General features: G+C 42.9%; 15 protein-coding genes. 8 read left to right on the top strand and 7 right to left on the bottom strand.

Going from position 1 to position 16,834, the window contains the following annotated elements; all coding sequences use genetic code 11:
- Positions 1 to 3: 3 nt before the first annotated feature.
- The 4 genes from MHI11_RS10355 to MHI11_RS10340 form a co-directional block, all read right to left on the bottom strand.
- A complete protein-coding gene (locus tag MHI11_RS10355; protein WP_340961019.1) occupies positions 4 to 1,641 on the bottom strand; it encodes an AMP-binding protein in 1,638 nt (545 codons plus the stop codon).
- Between the two features lie 42 nt (positions 1,642 to 1,683).
- On the bottom strand, positions 1,684 to 2,826 hold the full coding sequence (locus MHI11_RS10350) for an acyl-CoA dehydrogenase family protein (protein ID WP_340961018.1): 1,143 nt from the start codon (positions 2,824 to 2,826) through the stop codon (positions 1,684 to 1,686).
- 148 nt (positions 2,827 to 2,974) lie between these two features.
- The gene (locus MHI11_RS10345; RefSeq protein ID WP_340961017.1) at positions 2,975 to 4,507 is read right to left on the bottom strand and encodes a glycoside hydrolase family 10 protein; all 1,533 of its coding nucleotides are present in this window, start codon (positions 4,505 to 4,507) and stop codon (positions 2,975 to 2,977) included.
- Between the two features lie 24 nt (positions 4,508 to 4,531).
- Positions 4,532 to 5,338 carry a tyrosine-protein phosphatase gene (locus tag MHI11_RS10340; RefSeq protein WP_340961016.1) on the bottom strand — a complete coding sequence of 269 codons (807 nt, stop codon included), beginning with the start codon at positions 5,336 to 5,338 and terminating at the stop codon, positions 4,532 to 4,534.
- A gap of 122 nt (positions 5,339 to 5,460) precedes the next feature.
- On the opposite strand from MHI11_RS10340, the gene MHI11_RS10335 reads away from it, so the two are divergent.
- The gene (locus tag MHI11_RS10335) at positions 5,461 to 6,222 is read left to right on the top strand and encodes a DeoR/GlpR family DNA-binding transcription regulator (protein WP_340961014.1); all 762 of its coding nucleotides are present in this window, start codon (positions 5,461 to 5,463) and stop codon (positions 6,220 to 6,222) included.
- A gap of 20 nt (positions 6,223 to 6,242) precedes the next feature.
- Here the strand turns inward: MHI11_RS10335 and MHI11_RS10330 are convergent, their stop codons facing one another.
- Complete coding sequence (locus MHI11_RS10330) at positions 6,243 to 6,821, bottom strand: branched-chain amino acid aminotransferase (protein WP_340961013.1); 579 nt, start codon at positions 6,819 to 6,821, stop codon at positions 6,243 to 6,245.
- Positions 6,822 to 6,946: 125 nt separating this feature from the next.
- On the opposite strand from MHI11_RS10330, the gene MHI11_RS10325 reads away from it, so the two are divergent.
- The 6 genes from MHI11_RS10325 to MHI11_RS10300 all read left to right on the top strand — a co-directional run bounded on the left by MHI11_RS10325 (position 6,947) and on the right by MHI11_RS10300 (position 14,677).
- Complete coding sequence (locus MHI11_RS10325; RefSeq protein ID WP_340961012.1) at positions 6,947 to 8,080, top strand: CdaR family transcriptional regulator; 1,134 nt, start codon at positions 6,947 to 6,949, stop codon at positions 8,078 to 8,080.
- A 77-nt stretch (positions 8,081 to 8,157) separates the two neighbouring features.
- Positions 8,158 to 9,567, top strand: coding sequence for a glycolate oxidase subunit GlcD (glcD, locus tag MHI11_RS10320; protein WP_340961011.1), 1,410 nt, complete (start codon positions 8,158 to 8,160; stop codon positions 9,565 to 9,567).
- Entirely contained in the window at positions 9,564 to 10,907 is a 1,344-nt protein-coding gene (locus tag MHI11_RS10315) for a (Fe-S)-binding protein (RefSeq protein ID WP_044141326.1), read from the top strand. The genes glcD and MHI11_RS10315 overlap by 4 nt, the downstream gene beginning before the upstream one ends.
- A 72-nt stretch (positions 10,908 to 10,979) precedes the next feature.
- Positions 10,980 to 12,467 carry a spore germination protein gene (locus MHI11_RS10310; RefSeq protein ID WP_437435408.1) on the top strand — a complete coding sequence of 496 codons (1,488 nt, stop codon included), beginning with the start codon at positions 10,980 to 10,982 and terminating at the stop codon, positions 12,465 to 12,467.
- 12 nt (positions 12,468 to 12,479) lie between these two features.
- Entirely contained in the window at positions 12,480 to 13,580 is a 1,101-nt protein-coding gene (locus tag MHI11_RS10305; protein WP_044141323.1) for a GerAB/ArcD/ProY family transporter, read from the top strand.
- Complete coding sequence (locus MHI11_RS10300; protein WP_340961009.1) at positions 13,577 to 14,677, top strand: Ger(x)C family spore germination protein; 1,101 nt, start codon at positions 13,577 to 13,579, stop codon at positions 14,675 to 14,677. Before MHI11_RS10305 ends, MHI11_RS10300 begins: the two co-directional genes overlap by 4 nt.
- Before the next feature lie 12 nt (positions 14,678 to 14,689).
- On the opposite strand, the gene MHI11_RS10295 is transcribed toward MHI11_RS10300, so the two are convergent.
- Positions 14,690 to 15,679, bottom strand: a complete 990-nt coding sequence (locus tag MHI11_RS10295; protein WP_340961008.1) for a hypothetical protein — start codon at positions 15,677 to 15,679, stop codon at positions 14,690 to 14,692.
- Between the two features lie 20 nt (positions 15,680 to 15,699).
- On the bottom strand, positions 15,700 to 15,930 hold the full coding sequence (locus MHI11_RS10290) for an excisionase family DNA-binding protein (RefSeq protein WP_044141321.1): 231 nt from the start codon (positions 15,928 to 15,930) through the stop codon (positions 15,700 to 15,702).
- Between the two features lie 290 nt (positions 15,931 to 16,220).
- On the opposite strand from MHI11_RS10290, the gene MHI11_RS10285 reads away from it, so the two are divergent.
- On the top strand, positions 16,221 to 16,823 hold the full coding sequence (locus MHI11_RS10285; RefSeq protein ID WP_044141320.1) for a DedA family protein: 603 nt from the start codon (positions 16,221 to 16,223) through the stop codon (positions 16,821 to 16,823).
- Positions 16,824 to 16,834: the final 11 nt, after the last annotated feature.

Raw genomic sequence — 16,834 nt, 5'->3', positions numbered from 1 at the left:
CCCTCACTCCTTTATTAGATCAAGCGCCTGTTTTTTCAGACGAAATTTTTGAATCTTCCCTGAGGCGGTCATCGGATACTCGTCTGTGATGAAAAAATATTTCGGAATTTTGTAGCGTGCCATTTGTGAATGACAGTAGCTGGTTAATGTCTCAATCGTCACCGCGTGACCTTGTTTGAGCCGAATGAATGCGGCGGCTTCTTCTCCGTAAGTCTCGTCAGGAATACCGACGACCTGTGCATCAAGAATGGCAGGATGCGTGTAAAGAACGTCTTCAATCTCTTTTGGATAAACATTTTCTCCGCCTCTAATGATCATATCTTTCAGCCGTCCTGTGATTTTCACATAGCCATCCTCATCCATCTCCGCTAAATCTCCTGTATGAAGCCACCCGTCCTCATCAATGACTTCATTTGTGGCTTCTTCATTTTTATAGTAGCCTTTCATCACGTGATAGCCTCTCGTGCACAGCTCGCCTTGTTCTCCTCTTGGTACTTCATATGAGGTACCTGGGGCGGTGATTTTCACTTCGATGTGAGGAAGCGCCCGGCCGACTGTTTGAACCCGCCTTTCAAATGAATCATCCGTTCTTGTTTGGGTAATGACAGGTGAGCTTTCAGTCTGGCCGTAGGCAATCGTGAGCTCCTTCAGACCCATTTGTTCAATGACGGCTTTCATCACATGGGATGGGCAGAGAGATCCTGCCATAATGCCGGTGCGTAATGTAGACAGATTGTACTTGTGGAAATTCGGATGATCAAGCTCTGCAATGAACATTGTCGGGACGCCGTGAAGAACCGTGCATTTCTCTTTTTCCACTGTTTGAAGGACTCGCTCTGGGTGGAAAGATTCAATTGGAATGATCGTGCCACCTTTTGTGAGACAAGCAAGTACGCCAAGAACAGACCCGAAGCAATGAAAAAACGGAACGGGGATACACATGCGGTCTTCACGGGTGAGCTTCATGCAATCTGCGATTTGACTGGCATTGCAGACGATGTTTGTATGGCTGAGCATGACGCCTTTTGGGTAGCCGGTAGTCCCTGACGTATATTGCATATTAATGACGTCATCAGGCGTCAGCTCCTCCATTCGTTTCTCCCATTCATCATCCTCCGTTCTTTTGGCAGCAGCTTGAATACTGTCCCAGCTGCGCATGCCCTTTGGCGTGCGCTCGCCAATATAGACGACACTTTTTAAATATGGAAATGCTGTTGAAGTGATGTCGCCCTGATGAGCTGTTTGAAGCTCTGGGACGAGGTCTTCAAGCATCCTGACATATGATGTCTCTTTAAACCCATCAACGATAAACAGCATGCTGCTATCAGAGTGCTTTAGTAAGTAAGCGAGTTCTTGTGATTGAAAGTTCGTATTCACGGTGACAAGAACGGCTCCAATGGAGGCGCAGGCGAATTGCAGCATGAGCCATTCAGGTACATTGGGTGCCATGATGGCGATATGATCTCCTTTTTGAACGCCTAATGCCATAAGACCTTTTCCTGTTTCTTTGACCTCGCTAAAAAACGCTTCGTATGAATAACGTAATGAACGTTCTGGATACACAATGGCTTCATGTGCTGGGTGCTGCTCCTTTTTCTCTTTTAATAGGGAGCCAATCGTTTGCGGATGAATCGACATCATGATTTTCCTCCTTCATCATTAGTAAGCGTTTTCATAACAGGATTAAGCTAACAATTGTCTTGCGATGACTAAACGCTGAATTTCAGAGGTGCCTTCTCCGATTTCCATGAGCTTGGCATCTCTCACAAGCCGTTCTACCCCGCACTCTTTCATATAGCCTGTTCCTCCGTGAATTTGGACAGCATCAAGACTTGCTTTTGTCGCCATTTCTGAAGCGAAAAGTTTGGCGTAGGCAGCTTCTTTTGTAAATGGCTTGCCATGATCTTTCAGCCAGGCTGCTTTCCACACCATTTGTCTAGCGAGTTCTATTTGCATCGCCATATCTGCCAGCTTAAACTGAATGGCTTGAAAGGAAGAAAGAGTCTGCCCAAATTGCTTCCTTTCCTTAGCATAGGATAGTGAGGCATCAAGTGCAGCCTGCGCGATGCCAACTGATAAGGCAGCAATGGATATGCGTCCCCCGTCTAATGTATATAAAAATTGCTTGAAGCCTTTGGCTGGGTCTCCTAATATATGATGCGCTGGTACACGTACGTTGTCTAAAATGATTTCAGCTGTATCTGAACCGCGCACCCCCATTTTGTCGTATGGATTTGTAATGGTCAGCCCTTTTTGCCCTTTTTCTACAATGAAGGCGGAGATGATCGGCTGGCCGTGCTCATCATGATCCGTGACCGCTGTGACGATAATGGTTCTGGCAAAATTGGCATTTGTGATCCAGCATTTCTCCCCGCTAATCACATATTCTTGTCCGTCTTTGACCGCTTTTGTTTTCGTCCCTTTTGCATCTGATCCTGCATTTGGCTCCGTTAATCCGAAGGAACCGAGTGCTGTTCCAGATGCCAGCGGGACAAGGTGATCCATTTTTTGTTTCTCTGTACCGAAGTAATAAAGCGGGCTTGCGCCTAAGGAAACGGCCGCGGCATAGCTAAGACCTGTACTGGCACACTGTTTTCCGATTTCTTCTACAGCGAGCGCATATGAGATTGTATCTCCTCCTGAGCCTCCGTATTTCTCTGGAAAAGGAATGCCCATCAAGCCGAGCTCCCCCATTTTTTGAAAAGTTTGGGCTGGGAATACAGCTTGTTGATCAATGGTTTGAGCGAGTGGTGCAATTTCTTCCTTGGCGAATTCTTTGACCATTTGCCGGATCATTTGCTGTTCTTTCGTTAATTCAAAATCCATCATATTTCCCCCTTTGGCTATTTTCTATCATATTTATTAATCAAGTGGCTGCTTCATGCCAAGCTTGGCTGAATTCAGAAAATTAAAACAAAAATAATAGAAAAAAAGCATGAACGAAGAAAATCCTCATTCATGCTTTTTCGTTATCTCACTCTTTTGTAGAAGGCTTGCTTTCGTGATGTAGTCGATTGAGAGCCGTTACTTTGTAAGTATCACTCTTATTCTGATGAACTGAAAGATCTTTGACAGATGTCAGCGTGCCGGTTTCTTTTCTAACAGTTTGAAGCAATTCATATGTTCCTTTCGTCGTCAATCGATAGACCGCATAATAGGATGCGGTAGAGTGCGGATCATTTTTGATCTGTAAAGCCGCACCATCTGCTGTTTTTTTAATAGATTGAATGATTGGTTTTTTTGGCGCTTTTTGATGAAGCCAAGGCATTTCTGGAATGAGAGCCGGTTTACGGTAGGCGTCTTCTATCAATCGATTTTTGACATTCAAAGGGTTACGGTTGATATCTTTTAGGCTAAAGTGCATGCTTCCCTGTACGAGAGGCGACTGCCTGTTCAGCTGGATCTGCCGAAAGTATTCTTCAGGATCAGACCAAGTAGGATCACTGTTTTGATTGATTTTATACGTCGCCTGACCAATGTAAAGATGAACAGGCTCTCCCTTCACTTCATTTGACCACCATTTCGTGAGCACGTCATAGGCGGCCGCCTGAAAACCGATGCTCCAGTAAATTTGCGGGGTGACATAATCGATATCGTGCTGCTGAATCCACTCTCTTGTATCAGCATACAAATCATCGTAGTTTGTCATCCCTGCTGTGGTGTTTGAACCAGTCGGATCATCCTTTATATTGCGCCAGACTCCAAATGGGCTAATACCAAATTTCACATACGGCTTTACTTTCTTCACGGTGTCGTTGATTTGCTTGACCAATTGGTTCACATTATCTCTTCGCCAATCCTCTATATGCGTAAATGCCTTTTTTCCATATGTTTCATACGTTTCTTGATCTGGGAACGGCACACCGGCTATTTTATTCGGGTAAAAATAATCATCCATATGCACTGCATCAATATCGTAGTTTTTCACGACTTCTTCTATACCGCCGACAATGAACTCCTGAGCTTTAGGAATGCCTGGATTGTAATAAAGCTGATTTCCGTATGCAATGGTCCAATCAGGATGCTTTTTTGCTGGGTGATCGGCTGATAAACGGCTGAGGTCTGTATGATTCATTGTGATGCGATACGGGTTAAACCAAGCGTGAAATTCGAGGCCGCGTTTATGAGCTTCTTCGATCATGAACTCAAGCGGGTCATACCCAGGATCTTTCCCTTGCGTGCCGGTTAAATATTCGGACCACGGACCGTATGCCGAAGGATAAAAGGCATCTGCTGTCGGTTTAATTTGCATGATCACGGCATTCATATTCATCGCTTTGATCTCATCTAACAAATGAATAAACTCTTCTTTCTGCTCTTTGACAGGCAGTCCTTTCTTTGAAGGCCAATCTAAATTATAAACCGATGCGATCCATACCGCGCGCATCTCTCTTGTGCTTTCAAGCTTCCCTTTTGGGATTGGACGAGCTAGACTGCTAGAAGGAATCAATAAGAATACAAACATCAAAATTATTGTTAGACACGTCATACTGATCTTTTTCACCATTTTTTGCATCACCTCATCATCAGTTTATTCCGCTTTTTGAGATCGAATGCCAGCAGATGGTGTCAGCAGGATATTTTTCATTTCCTTGAGCTGGGCTTCAGGTATGTCGCAAGCCTCGATTAAATACTGCTGTGCACTCCCGTATGTCTCCATCATTTCGTTTAGCACATCTTCCAGATAATCTTGCTGCACACCGAGAAGCGGCTGAATTTGCTCTTTTGATACCCGATATAAACTCATCATCCGGACAAATCGCTGCTGCCTTCTGACAAGCATTTTCACCCCTTCGTTAGAGCGCATGTATTCACTTAAAACGGCAGATACCGGTACACCTGCTGCTAATTGAATAAGGGCAGATAAAAAGCCTGTCCGGTCCTTACCGCTTGTGCAGTGAAGCATCAGCGGGTAATTGCTTTTATCTGAAAGCAGTGTGAACAGCTGCTGAATTTCTTCTTTACGCTCTGTGAGCATGCTTTGATATAAATCCTTCATAATCGGTGTGAAAGTGAAAGATTTCCCTTCTGCTATCAGCATACGGAACATGGCCCATTTACTTGGCATCTTACTGTCAGGATGCATGGGGATATGGACGATTTTGTTATGTTCCTTGATTTTTGGCGGATGTGATTTGCGTTCTGAGGCTGTACGAAGATCACAAACGGTTTGAATCCCAAGGGTCGAAAACGTCTCGATATCTTGTTTCGTCAGACGGGACAAATCTGCGGATCGATAAATCATCCCCTCCCTGATCACCATTTCATCTGTTGTGTGAAGTCCCCCTACTTCTCTAAAATTCGCAAGCTTTGAAAATGGGTTGTTTGATTGATTCATAGAAGTGAAAGTCCTTTCCGTTACGTTCTTTTCTCTATCATACGCTTTTATCGAGATGGGGAAAAGAAAAGCCATTTGGTATAATGGAAAAAGGACATACGGTTGGATTGGAGATATGTAGCATGATCAAAACAAAACGGATTCAGCAAATCAAAGAGTATGTGTTTGACCGGGAATCTGCCTCACTGGATGAGCTTGTGGCGCATTTTGGCGTTTCAAAAAACACGATACGCCGAGATGTACAAGCATTGGTCGAGTCCGGCGTGCTCAAAAAAGTATATGGCGGAGTGGCTGTGAATCATTCAACATTAGTAGTATATCAGGAGCGAAAGACCCATCAGCTGAGTAAAAAGCAATTGATTGGTCAAACGGCTGCTGCTTTTGTGGAGAATGGGGATATAATTTTTGTTGATTCTGGTACAACAACACTTGAGATGCTTCCCTATTTGACTGAGAAACAGGTGACTGTTGTGACCAATAATGTAGATTTTATTACACAGGCGATGCCTTATGAGAATCTCACTATCTTTTCCACCGGCGGGATGCTTGAGAGAAAAACGAATTCTTTCGTTGGCTATCAAAGTGTAGAGCGTTTGAAAGCCTACAATGTCAATAAAGCCTTTATCGCATCAACTGGTTTATCCATTGATCACGGCGTCACGAATTCGTCCCCGCTTGAAACGGATATTAAAAAGACGGTTGTTGAAAAAAGTGCCAAAACGTTTTTATTAGTGGATGATAGTAAATTTAATCATTACGCTTTGACCACGTTTTGTCATTTACAAGATCTTGATGTCGTCGTAACGAATAAACAGCCAAGTGAAGACTATCTTCAATATGGAAAAGAGCATGATGTACAGTTTGTCGCGCCTTCATCAAAATAGATGGATCACAAAAAAACGGCTCAGGAATTTGAGCCGTTTTTTGATTCATTCATTTCAAGCTGCATGATCAAGCGGAATAAAAAGCGGTACACGGCTAAGACAACTTCAATGAAAGGCATATCTTCATAGATGTCCTCAAGCTCAAGAAGCTGTAAATTCACATCGAATAAGCCGTCTTGCCCATTAAATTGAAGCTGCGCACCATTTAATGAAGCCAGCATGTCCTTTAGAATGCCTGTGTCTTTTTTAGGACGTTTGAAGCCGAATAACACGGTATACGTTTGAAATACTTCGTCCCATTCAATGGCTAATCCATCGACTCTCACCACATCAAACCACTTTGATTCGATATAAATGAATTCTTTTTGATGTTGTTTTACATATGTAAGCGGTGTGTTTAGAAATGAGGCGCCCTCTGATTGAATCATGTCCTCGGATTCTTTGTCTACACGCTCTATATATACATCGCTAAAGCGTGCCTCTTCCTTTATTCTTGCACCCTCTAAAGGCCAATTGTAGCGCGCCGTTTCGTCATATTCAAAGTCTGTCAGCGCTTGTCCTTCTTTCAATAAATCTTGTAAGCGATTTTGTAGCGACATGGCTATGTCTCCTTTCTTCTCCTTCACGTGCGTGTATTATTTTAGCATAACTCATGAAAAGAAAGATATGACTCAGCATATGATGGTATGATAGTGTCAAAAGATACATCTCGGAGGGGTACGTTTTGCTCACAATGACATTGGCAGAAAAAATCGTAGACGAGGTCAAAAAGGTGCTGACTGAGGAAATCATCATTACACAAACAAACGGCACCATCATAGCGGCAACAGATCCAGCGCGCATTGGTCAATTTCATGAAGGGGCATATTTGACATCCTTTGAAGGACAAAAACGAATCCTCACAAAGGATGATGAGCAACGAATGAAAGGGGTCAAAGCTGGCATCAATCTGCCTATTTATTTTAAGCAAGAGGTCATTGGTGTGATTGGGATGACAGGAAATCCCGTCCATGTCTCTCCATTTGGCGAAATATTACGAAAAATGACCGAATTGCTCATTCAAGAACATGAATTTTTTCTAGAAACGGAAACCGATGAACGGCAGCTTGAAGCGTTTGTGTTCGACTGGCTTCACCTGCCAGAGACAGCCATCGATCTCACTGAAAAAGCAGCGCGGCTTCAGCTTGATATCAATAAGCAGCGTGTGGTCGTCCTCATTGATTGTCACAATGAATCGTTTATGAAGCAGGATCAATATAAAAAAGTGAAGGAAATGCTGCATCTCACCAATCAGGAAATGATCGTCCGCTGGGGACATGCCCGCTTTTTGCTCATGCTGCAAACCTCGGCAAATGATCGTGATACTTTGCGGCAGCGTCTTTTTCACATCCATGCTGCGCTCACCGCACGTCCTAAGTCAAAGGTTTTGATAGGTGCGGGAAAACCTGCAGCTGGACAGATGATGAAGCAATCATTTCATCAAGCCTTTCGTGCCTTAAAAATGGCGAATACAGATACACCGATTGTGTTTGATGAAGATTTAACACTTGAACTTTTTATAGAAGAAGTGAGTCAGGAAACAAAAGAAGTGTTCCTTGATCGAACGATTGTCCCGCTTCTCCCCTACCCTGAGCTAGTGAAAACATTGCGTGTACTCATGACGTCAGATTGCTCATTGAAATATACTGCGGAAGCGATGCACGTACATATCAATACACTGCATTACAGGCTAAAACGTATCCAAGATTTAACGACACTTGATCCGAAACGCATGCAAGATGCGATGCTCTTTTATTTAGCCTTGATGCTATTAGATCATCATCCAAATAAACGAGGCGAGAAGCCCAATATTTTGTAGAATCGTCCATAGGCATGAGGCGATTCTTTTTTTATACTGAAAGAAACGGTATGTCTAATCAGTAGGAGTGAATGCGTATGTTAAATTCTGAATTTTTTAGTCAATTAAAAAAGATTGTCGGTGCGTCTCATGTACAGGGCAGTAAAGCCGATCGGCTTGCCTACTCTTATGATGCAACGCCTAATTTTCAGCATATGCCAGATGTTATCGTAAGCCCGCGGACGGCTGAGGAGATCCAGCAAATTGTTCGGCTCTGCGCCTCATATAAGGTGCCAATTGTGCCAAGAGGATCCGGAACGAACCTTTGTGCAGGAACCTGTCCTACACAAGGGGGACTTGTGATGTTGTTTACAAGAATGAACCAATTCATCGAAATAGACGAAGAAAACCTGACCGCAACGGTCCAGCCTGGTTTGATCACACAGGAACTCATTCACCAAGTAGAGGCAAGAGGCCTTTTCTATCCACCAGATCCAAGCTCGATGAAAATTTCGACGTTAGGCGGCAATATTAATGAAAATTCAGGTGGGCTCCGGGGGTTAAAATATGGTGTGACGAGAGATTATGTACTTGGACTTGAAGTGGTTCTTCCAAACGGTGACATCATCAAAACGGGCGGTAAGCTCGCAAAGGACGTGGCCGGGTATGATATGACCCGCTTATTCGTTGGATCAGAAGGAACACTCGGCATTGTTACAGAAGCGACGCTGAAGCTTTTACCGCTTCCAGAAACCAAACAAACGATTCTTTGCTTATATGAAAGCCTTGAGGAAGCAGCTGCATCAGTTTCGGCGATTATTGCAGAGCGGATCATCCCCGCCACATTAGAATTTATGGATCAGCCGACACTAGAAGTCGTCGAAGACTTTGCCAAAATCGGCCTGCCGACTGACGTTCAAGCGGTGCTATTAATTGAACAGGACGGCAATCCTGAGGCTGTTTCCCGTGATATGCAAAGCATTGCAAAGGTTTGTCAGCAGCACGGTGCAAAAGAAGTGAATATCGCACACTCTGAAGAAGAAGCAAGTGCCCTTTTAACAGCGAGGCGAGCCGCTTTATCTGCCCTCGCCCGTTTAAGCCCTACGACGATTTTAGAAGATGCCACAGTTCCCCGATCTGAAATTGCGAACATGGTGCGCGCGATCGAAGACATTGCGAGAGAGTACGACGTGAAAATCTGTACATTTGGTCATGCAGGTGACGGAAATCTGCATCCTACTTGTGCAACTGATGCAAGAAATGAAGAAGAAATGAAGCGGGTTGAAGAAGCCTTTCAGGCCATTTTTGAAAAAGCAGTCTCCCTCGGCGGCACCATTACGGGTGAGCATGGTGTGGGTCTAATGAAAGCCCCCTATTTGGAGCTAAAGGTCAAAAAAGAAGGAATCGCTGCAATGAAAGCGATCAAACAAGCGCTAGATCCGGCAAATATCATGAATCCTGATAAGGTGTTTGGAAAAGCAGCAAGGAAGCGAGTGGTGATCTCATGAATTCCTCTAAACAAACAAAGATTCAGCAAACATTTCAACAGCAAATGGATGAAAAGGAGCTGCTCAATTGCATGCGCTGCGGCTTTTGCCTTCCTTCCTGCCCTACTTATATTGAATCGGGTCAACAAGAAACACACTCGCCCCGCGGCCGAATTGCTTTAATGAAGGCTGTAAGAGACGGCGTGATTGAGCCTGATGAAGATGTCGAACATTCATTGAACCTTTGTCTTGGCTGCCGTGCATGTGAACCGGTCTGCCCCTCAGGCGTCAAATATGGACGTTTACTTGAGGATGCAAGAGACATCATTCAGCAGCACAAAAAACAATCCCTTCCTGTCAAATTTGTGAGACGTGTTGTGTTTAAAGGACTCTTTCCTTCCCAAAGCCGGATGCGTCAAGCGGCTGGACTACTGCGATTTTATCAAACCTCTGGTCTGCAAACGGCCGCCCGCAAGTCTGGCATGCTAAAGGTACTTCCGCCGCATTTACAGCTGATGGAAGAGGCTCTTCCAAAGGTGCCGCGTCAACAAAAAAGCCGTGCGTTAGAATACAAAGCCATTGGCACAGCAAGAAAACGTGTCGCCTTTTTTACTGGCTGTTTAATGGATACCGTTTTTTCCAGCACAAACGAAGCGACCATCCAGCTTTTGCAACTGGCCGGCTGTGACGTTGTCGTCCCTCCTGTTCAGACGTGCTGCGGTGCACTTCATGGTCATAGTGGAGAAAAAGAGCAAGCGAAAGAGTTAGCAAGGCGGAATATTGAAGCATTTGAGGAGATTGAGGCAGATGCCATTGTCATGAATGCGGGCGGATGTGGTGCCTTTTTAAGTGATTATGATCATTTACTAAAGAATGATCCGTCTTTTCAAAAGCGAGGTGAAGCCTTCTCACAGAAAATCACGGATATATCAGACATTCTCGTGGAGCTGGAATTTCACGGCCGTACGCCGCTTGCTTTGCCAGAGCAAGTCATCACCTATCAAGATTCCTGTCATTTGCGGAACGGAATGGGTGTACAGCAAGCGCCAAGGGTGCTCATGAAGGCAATTCAAGGGGTATCATTTAAAGAAATGAAGGATGCCGACCGCTGCTGCGGATCCGCCGGAATTTATAATATCTTGCAGCCACAAATGTCGATGCAAATTTTAGATCATAAAATGACAGAAGCTAGTCAAACAGCTGCGGCTGCTATTGTCACGTCCAATCCAGGCTGCCAGCTGCAAATGGCAGCAGGTATCAAACGTTCAGGACAATCGAACAGCATGCGTGCTGTTCATCTCGTAGATTTATTATTAGAAGCGGTTCAATATGGAAAAGAAGCGTCCAGCACATCAAGCTGAACGCTTTTTTCATGCATATCTTCCGTCAATTGGTTGGATAATAGAGGCAAATTGCGGAAGGAGATGGTTCAAGTGCTGAAGAAAAACAACCAACATCAAAAGGACCCAAATTCAGTATTTGAGGCATTGTCACTTTCCTCTGATTTTACAAACGAGTTGTCACGAAGTGAAGGTTTTCTTTATCGAATTTCTTTTTTTCGTTCTTTAATTAATGGGCATCTACTCCATGAACAAATTTTGCCCTGCATGAAAGAATTACATCTCACCCCCACTCTTGAGGAGCTGAAAGAACGAATTCCCATTGAACAGTCCGTCATCACGACCGATCTTCAGGAAGTGGAAAAAGCGCTTCATCGAGGGAATATGGCCATTCGTCTTGAAACGGACTGGGGTAAAGCGCTTCTGATCCCGATTGAAGAAAAGAAAGGCAGACAAGTAGGTCCGCCTGAGATAGAATTTGGCATTATTAGTGCACAGGAAGCATTTGTGGAGGTTTTGGATACCAATTTAAATTTGGTTAGACGGCGGCTGCCGACACCGAACCTGAAAGTGTCAGAAAAGACGGTTGGCACGCTTTCTCAAACAAAAGTAGCGGTGCTATATATTGAAGAGATTGCTAATCCGGCAAACATTGAAACCGTTCTCCAGCGTATTGAAGACATTGATTTTGATCAAATTTTAGATGCAAATTACCTTGCACAAATGCTTTATGATGTGTCCAATACGATCTTTCCGTTGTTTTTAAATACAGAAAGACCCGACCGCGTCTCTTCAGGTTTATCAGAAGGGAAAATTGCCATATTAGTGGATGGCTCGCCTCATGTCTTGCTTGCCCCGACGATTTTACTTGAGTATTTTTCCACTATGGAAGACTACAATATGTCGTGGATTGCGGCTTCTTGCTTTAGGCTGTTACGCATATTTGCTGTGATATTTTCCATTTTTGCGACACCTTTATATGTAGCCGTTTTAACGTTTCATTATGAGCTAATTCCAAAAGACTTATTAGAAACCATTGTGTCCTCCCGCTATCTTGTTCCATTTCCTCCAATCATTGAGGCGCTATTTTTAGAGATTTCGATTGAATTACTAAGAGAAGCAGGTTCAAGGCTTCCAGCTAAAGTCGGTCAGACGCTCGGGATTGTTGGAGGGATTGTCATTGGACAGGCTGCTGTGGCAGCAGGATTAACAAGTAATATTTTACTCATTATTGTTGCCCTTTCTGCTCTTGCCTCATTTGTCACCCCTATTTACAAAATGGGCAGTGCCATTCGGCTGCTGCGATTTCCCTTTCTACTTGCGGCACAGGTGTGGGGCGCATTAGGTATTGCAGTGATGGGATCATTCCTTCTCACCCATTTAATGAAATTAACGTCTATTGGACGTCCGTATTTAGAGCCTATTTTTCCGCTGCGCCTGACAGATCTAAAGGGCAGTTTGATTCGTCCTCAGCTCCGTTTTTTGAATAAAAGACCGGAAAATTTACGCCCGCAAAATGAAACCATCCATCGGCAAAAGCCTAAGCAAGGCCGTAAGGGGAAAAATGATTTTTATGAATAAGGAAGTGAAAGCATGAGTTCTTCTTCTGTAAAAGAGAAATTTCAAGTTTCCCCTTTTTTTGTGTTTTTTCTCGTTAATGCCAATCAAGTTGGTGTTGGCATTTTAAACTTTCAAACAAACCTTGTTCGTTCTATGAATAATGATGGATGGATCGCCATTCTGATTTCTGGCTTCAGTGTCAATGTCATGATCTTTCTTATGTACATGATGTTTAAAAAGGCCCCTTCGGATGAATTTGGTGATATCACGCAATATGTATTTGGCAAGTGGGTTGGGCAATTATTCAACATTCTCTATATCTTATATTTTGCTTCTTTGTCGTTGACCGTTCTCGTCCATTATATGGATGTGATCCATGTATGGCTGTTTAAAGAAATTCCTGGTCTATTGTTTGCGTCTGTACTTCTGCTGCTCGTGTATTACATTCATACCGGCGGGTTTAGAACGATTGCTGGATGGGCATTTTTTAGTATTGTACTGACGTATTGGATGACATTTATTTGTTTTTATGCCATGAAATATAGTCACATTCGTTTCATGTTCCCGATGTTTGATCATACATTTTCGCAGCTGCTAGTGGGAGTCAAAGATGCTTCATTATCCATGTTTGGTTTTGGCACACTGCTTGTCTATTATCCCTTTATTAAACATGCGCAGACGTCTCAAAAATTTGCTCACATGGGGGCATTATTTACGACATGCTTAAATTTACTCGTCTTTCTCGTCTCCATTGCGTATTACTCAAGTGCTCAGCTTAAATTAACAAAATGGCCGACGTTAACGTTAACAAGTATTGTGAAGCTCCCGTTTATCCAGCGCTTTGAATTTATCGAAGTGTCTCTTTGGCTGCTTTTAATCATTCCGAATATCGCGATTCCACTATGGGCCGCGAGCCGAATGGCAAAACAAGTGCTTCATACAAGCCAGCGCGTCACGTTCATCGCGCTCAGCATCCTCATTCTGGTCATGTTTTCATTTTTTACGGGGGCGACTTCTTTTGAAACCTTTAACCAATGGGTGGAATATAGCGGATACTTTCTTGTATATGGCTTGATTGTCTGTATGGTTATTGGACTGATGCTGAAAAAAAGGTGGGTGAAAAAAAGAGCATGAAACGTTATATACTCACGGGTCTCATGTTGTTTAGTCTATTCTTAACTAGCTGTGCACAGCCTCGCCTTTTAGATGAATTAAATATCTCTCAGGCGGCAGGATTTGATTTAATCGAAGATGGAGAAATGAAGGGCTTCTTTGTCTTCCCTGTCTTTAAAAGTGAGGAGCAAGGAAGTTATCAAATATTAAGCGCAAGGTCAAATACCATTAGTAATATTCAGTTTCTCGTATCAGAAAAATCACCTTTTCCAGTCGTCATGGGTCAGGTGCTCGTTATTTTAGTCAGTGAAAAATTAGCAAAGGAAGTCGGCATGATCGATTTAATGAATTACATTTATCGTGATCCTATCATTGGTTCACGCCAAGTGTTTGCGATTGTAGGCGGAGAAGTTGAAGATTTATTATATACAAAAATGAATCAAACGAACTTAAATATAGGTGTGTATCTCTCTGATCTGTTGTCCCAAAATATGCGAAATGGCAATCAACCTGTCACTAATCAGCATATTTTCATGAATCAGATGCTGGCAAAAGGAGTCGATGCTTACCTGCCTTACATCAAGAAAACGAGCAATGCCATTAAAGTCACAGGAGTTGCTCTGTTTGATCAGGAAAAAATGGTCGATCATATCCCAGGAGAAGACACGTTCACATTTAAAGCGATGATTGAAAATCATAAAAATGGTATCTACGAGTTTCAATTGGCTGATCAAGAAAAGACCCATGTCGTCATTGAAAATATCAAATCACATGTGTCCTACCAGGTCAAACCAACGAATAACCTAACAAAAAAGCCTCATATCACGATTGATATCAAGCTGAAGGGCGAATTAAAAGAATTCATGAAGTCCAAGAAAATTGATAAACCGAATATATTGGACCAAGTCGAAAAAGAAGTAGAAAAACGTGTCGCCCAGCAAGGACAAGACCTTGTTCAGTCCTTTAAAAAGCAACATATTGATCCGCTTGGGCTAGGCTTAAGGTATCGATCAAAAGACAAAGCCATGACACCAGAAAAATGGCAGGAAATCTATCCTGATGCGGATGTACAAGTTAAATGCCATATGAAAATTGTGCAAACTGGTGTCAGTCAATAAAGGAGTTGAAAATTATTCAAAAATATCTTCTTTATTGTTCAATATGGTAGACACGTTCGTTTTGACTCTTGGAACGCCATCTTTTTGAAGATAGTCATTTAAAGTGTTCTCTACTTCACTTTTATCTGTGTGAAGGATCTTAGGTGAACATTGTTCCACAAGGACCGGTCTATTCCCTTTAGCACAGTGTGTCATTGTTTCAAGGGCAATTAAACTGAAAGGTCTTCCTTTGTCTAGCCATGTTTTCATTCTATCCCAGGTTGGACAGCTTAAGGCTGCCAGCCTTCCCCAATGAACGTGAAAATGAGTGCAAGTGACCTCCATCCAATTTAATACTTTGTTAGAGTGGAAACGGTACAGACAGATAAAAGCAGCTGTCGGTAATTCTTTTTCACTGATCGATTTCAATTTTTCTATTACATGTTGTAAACCTTCATCTTCTGGCAAACTGCTGGCCGCTGCCCATGAAAGTGGATAAAGAAATTCTTCGTCAGCCTGATTCACCAGTTCCCTTACCCACCCAGCGGCAGATGTACCTAAAACATCAGCCACAATTTCTAACATGCGTGATTTCACTTCGATATGCTGAGTCTCATCAAACCGGCTTTGGACAGAGTCTAAGGTCCTTTGCTGATCATGCTGTTTCAGCGCATCAATGACATCATCCTCAAGAAACCACCTAGTAATTGAGAAGTTTATTAAAGACGCCAAATCTTGCCGCACGTCTTGTAATGTGGGGGCTTTATCTTCTTTGGTGACGATGACATCATCCTCTGATTGGAAAGCCTGTCCATCCTCTCCATAAAAATCATCATGCAGTAAAAATTGTTTAGGAGAATGGACAACGGCTAAGTTATACCATTCAATCGGTCGTAAAGAATTGTTGAGTAGTCTCTTGTGACACGGCTGACATAATTGATAAGGTTGTTTCGGTTCAGCAGTATCTTCTACCACATCCATTGCGTTTTTTTGACAGGCTTCACATAAGACGACTTTTTCCACTCCATTCACTTCCTTTGAATCTAATCTTCGTCCTTTACATCTATATCTTCAGGAATCGGTTCATTTAAAATCTCTTGGACGAGCTCTTTGTATTGTTCAAGCTGCTTCATATGCGTTTGAAACTGTCCTTGATAAATGAGATATGATTCTCCGTCAAATACAAAGCGGATCTTTTTTTGCTGAATTAATTTCTCAACATACGCCTCTGATACTTCTAAGTATTCAGCTGTTTCTTCGATTGTTAAATACATGTTTATGCACCACCCGTTCGTTTCATCTAACAAATTATATCATGATCTGTTGAAAAAAACGGAAGCCGCCTGTTCATATTTTCTTTCCTGATATCATGATAACAAGTGTTCAGCAAGTAGATCGTCTAGGTGCGAGCAAATATGGTATGATAAAGTTTGCTAGATGGGCGTTTTTCGGTTTGACCTTCAGAGAGGTAAGCGGAAAGCAGACTCATGAGAAAAACAAAACAAGCATAGGCTTTTATATGGATGCTTGAAGAAAATTCGTATTTAAAGGCAGAGTGAAATGAATGGGAACCTTGTTTAATGAAATTTTAACTTGGCTGACAAGCCTTGGTTATGTAGGTGTAGCACTAGGTCTGATGATTGAAATCATTCCGAGCGAAATTGTTCTTGCTTATGGCGGATATATGGTGTCAACAGGAACAATCGGTTTTGTTGGAGCTGTTATCGCCGGCGTCATCGGAGGTACGCTCGCACAGTGTTTTATATACTGGATCGGTCTTTATGGCGGAAGACCTTTTTTAACAAAGTACGGAAAATACTTATTCATCCATGAACATCATATCGCCACTGCAGAGCGCTGGTTTGATCGATATGGAACCGGTGTGGTGTTTACAGCGCGCTTTATTCCTATTGTCCGCCATGCCATCTCCATTCCAGCCGGTATTGCCAAAATGCCTTTCTTGAAATTTATCCTCTTGACAGGATTAGCAGCCATCCCTTGGTCGATCTTATTTATCTATCTCGGTATGCAGCTTGGGACAAAGTGGGACCACATTCAAAGTGTTGCTCACGCTTATACCACTCCTATTATGGCCATTGCGATTGTCCTGATCGTTCTCTATTTCGTCTTAAAAAAAATTCGTACGAACCGAAAACGGACAATCTAATGAAAAGCGCC

The organism is Bacillus sp. FSL K6-3312 (genome assembly GCF_038007485.1).
GTDB lineage: Bacteria > Bacillota > Bacilli > Bacillales > Bacillaceae > Bacillus > Bacillus pumilus.
The sequence above is the reverse complement of the archived record's forward strand: the minus strand, read 5'-3'. Positions and strand labels throughout refer to the sequence as shown.

What these genes read in the sequence shown, in the direction of transcription:
- MHI11_RS10285 (WP_044141320.1), top strand. Translation starts at nt 16,221, where the DNA reads ATGGGAACCTTGTTTAATGAAATTTTAACTTGGCTGACAAGCCTTGGT.
- MHI11_RS10355 (WP_340961019.1), bottom strand. Translation starts at nt 1,641, where the DNA reads ATGATGTCGATTCATCCGCAAACGATTGGCTCCCTATTAAAAGAGAAA.
- MHI11_RS10340 (WP_340961016.1), bottom strand. Translation starts at nt 5,338, where the DNA reads ATGAATCAATCAAACAACCCATTTTCAAAGCTTGCGAATTTTAGAGAA.
- MHI11_RS10345 (WP_340961017.1), bottom strand. Translation starts at nt 4,507, where the DNA reads ATGGTGAAAAAGATCAGTATGACGTGTCTAACAATAATTTTGATGTTT.
- MHI11_RS10350 (WP_340961018.1), bottom strand. Translation starts at nt 2,826, where the DNA reads ATGGATTTTGAATTAACGAAAGAACAGCAAATGATCCGGCAAATGGTC.
- MHI11_RS10300 (WP_340961009.1), top strand. Translation starts at nt 13,577, where the DNA reads ATGAAACGTTATATACTCACGGGTCTCATGTTGTTTAGTCTATTCTTA.
- MHI11_RS10315 (WP_044141326.1), top strand. Translation starts at nt 9,564, where the DNA reads ATGAATTCCTCTAAACAAACAAAGATTCAGCAAACATTTCAACAGCAA.
- MHI11_RS10305 (WP_044141323.1), top strand. Translation starts at nt 12,480, where the DNA reads ATGAGTTCTTCTTCTGTAAAAGAGAAATTTCAAGTTTCCCCTTTTTTT.
- glcD (WP_340961011.1), top strand. Translation starts at nt 8,158, where the DNA reads ATGTTAAATTCTGAATTTTTTAGTCAATTAAAAAAGATTGTCGGTGCG.
- MHI11_RS10330 (WP_340961013.1), bottom strand. Translation starts at nt 6,821, where the DNA reads ATGTCGCTACAAAATCGCTTACAAGATTTATTGAAAGAAGGACAAGCG.
- MHI11_RS10335 (WP_340961014.1), top strand. Translation starts at nt 5,461, where the DNA reads ATGATCAAAACAAAACGGATTCAGCAAATCAAAGAGTATGTGTTTGAC.
- MHI11_RS10290 (WP_044141321.1), bottom strand. Translation starts at nt 15,930, where the DNA reads ATGTATTTAACAATCGAAGAAACAGCTGAATACTTAGAAGTATCAGAG.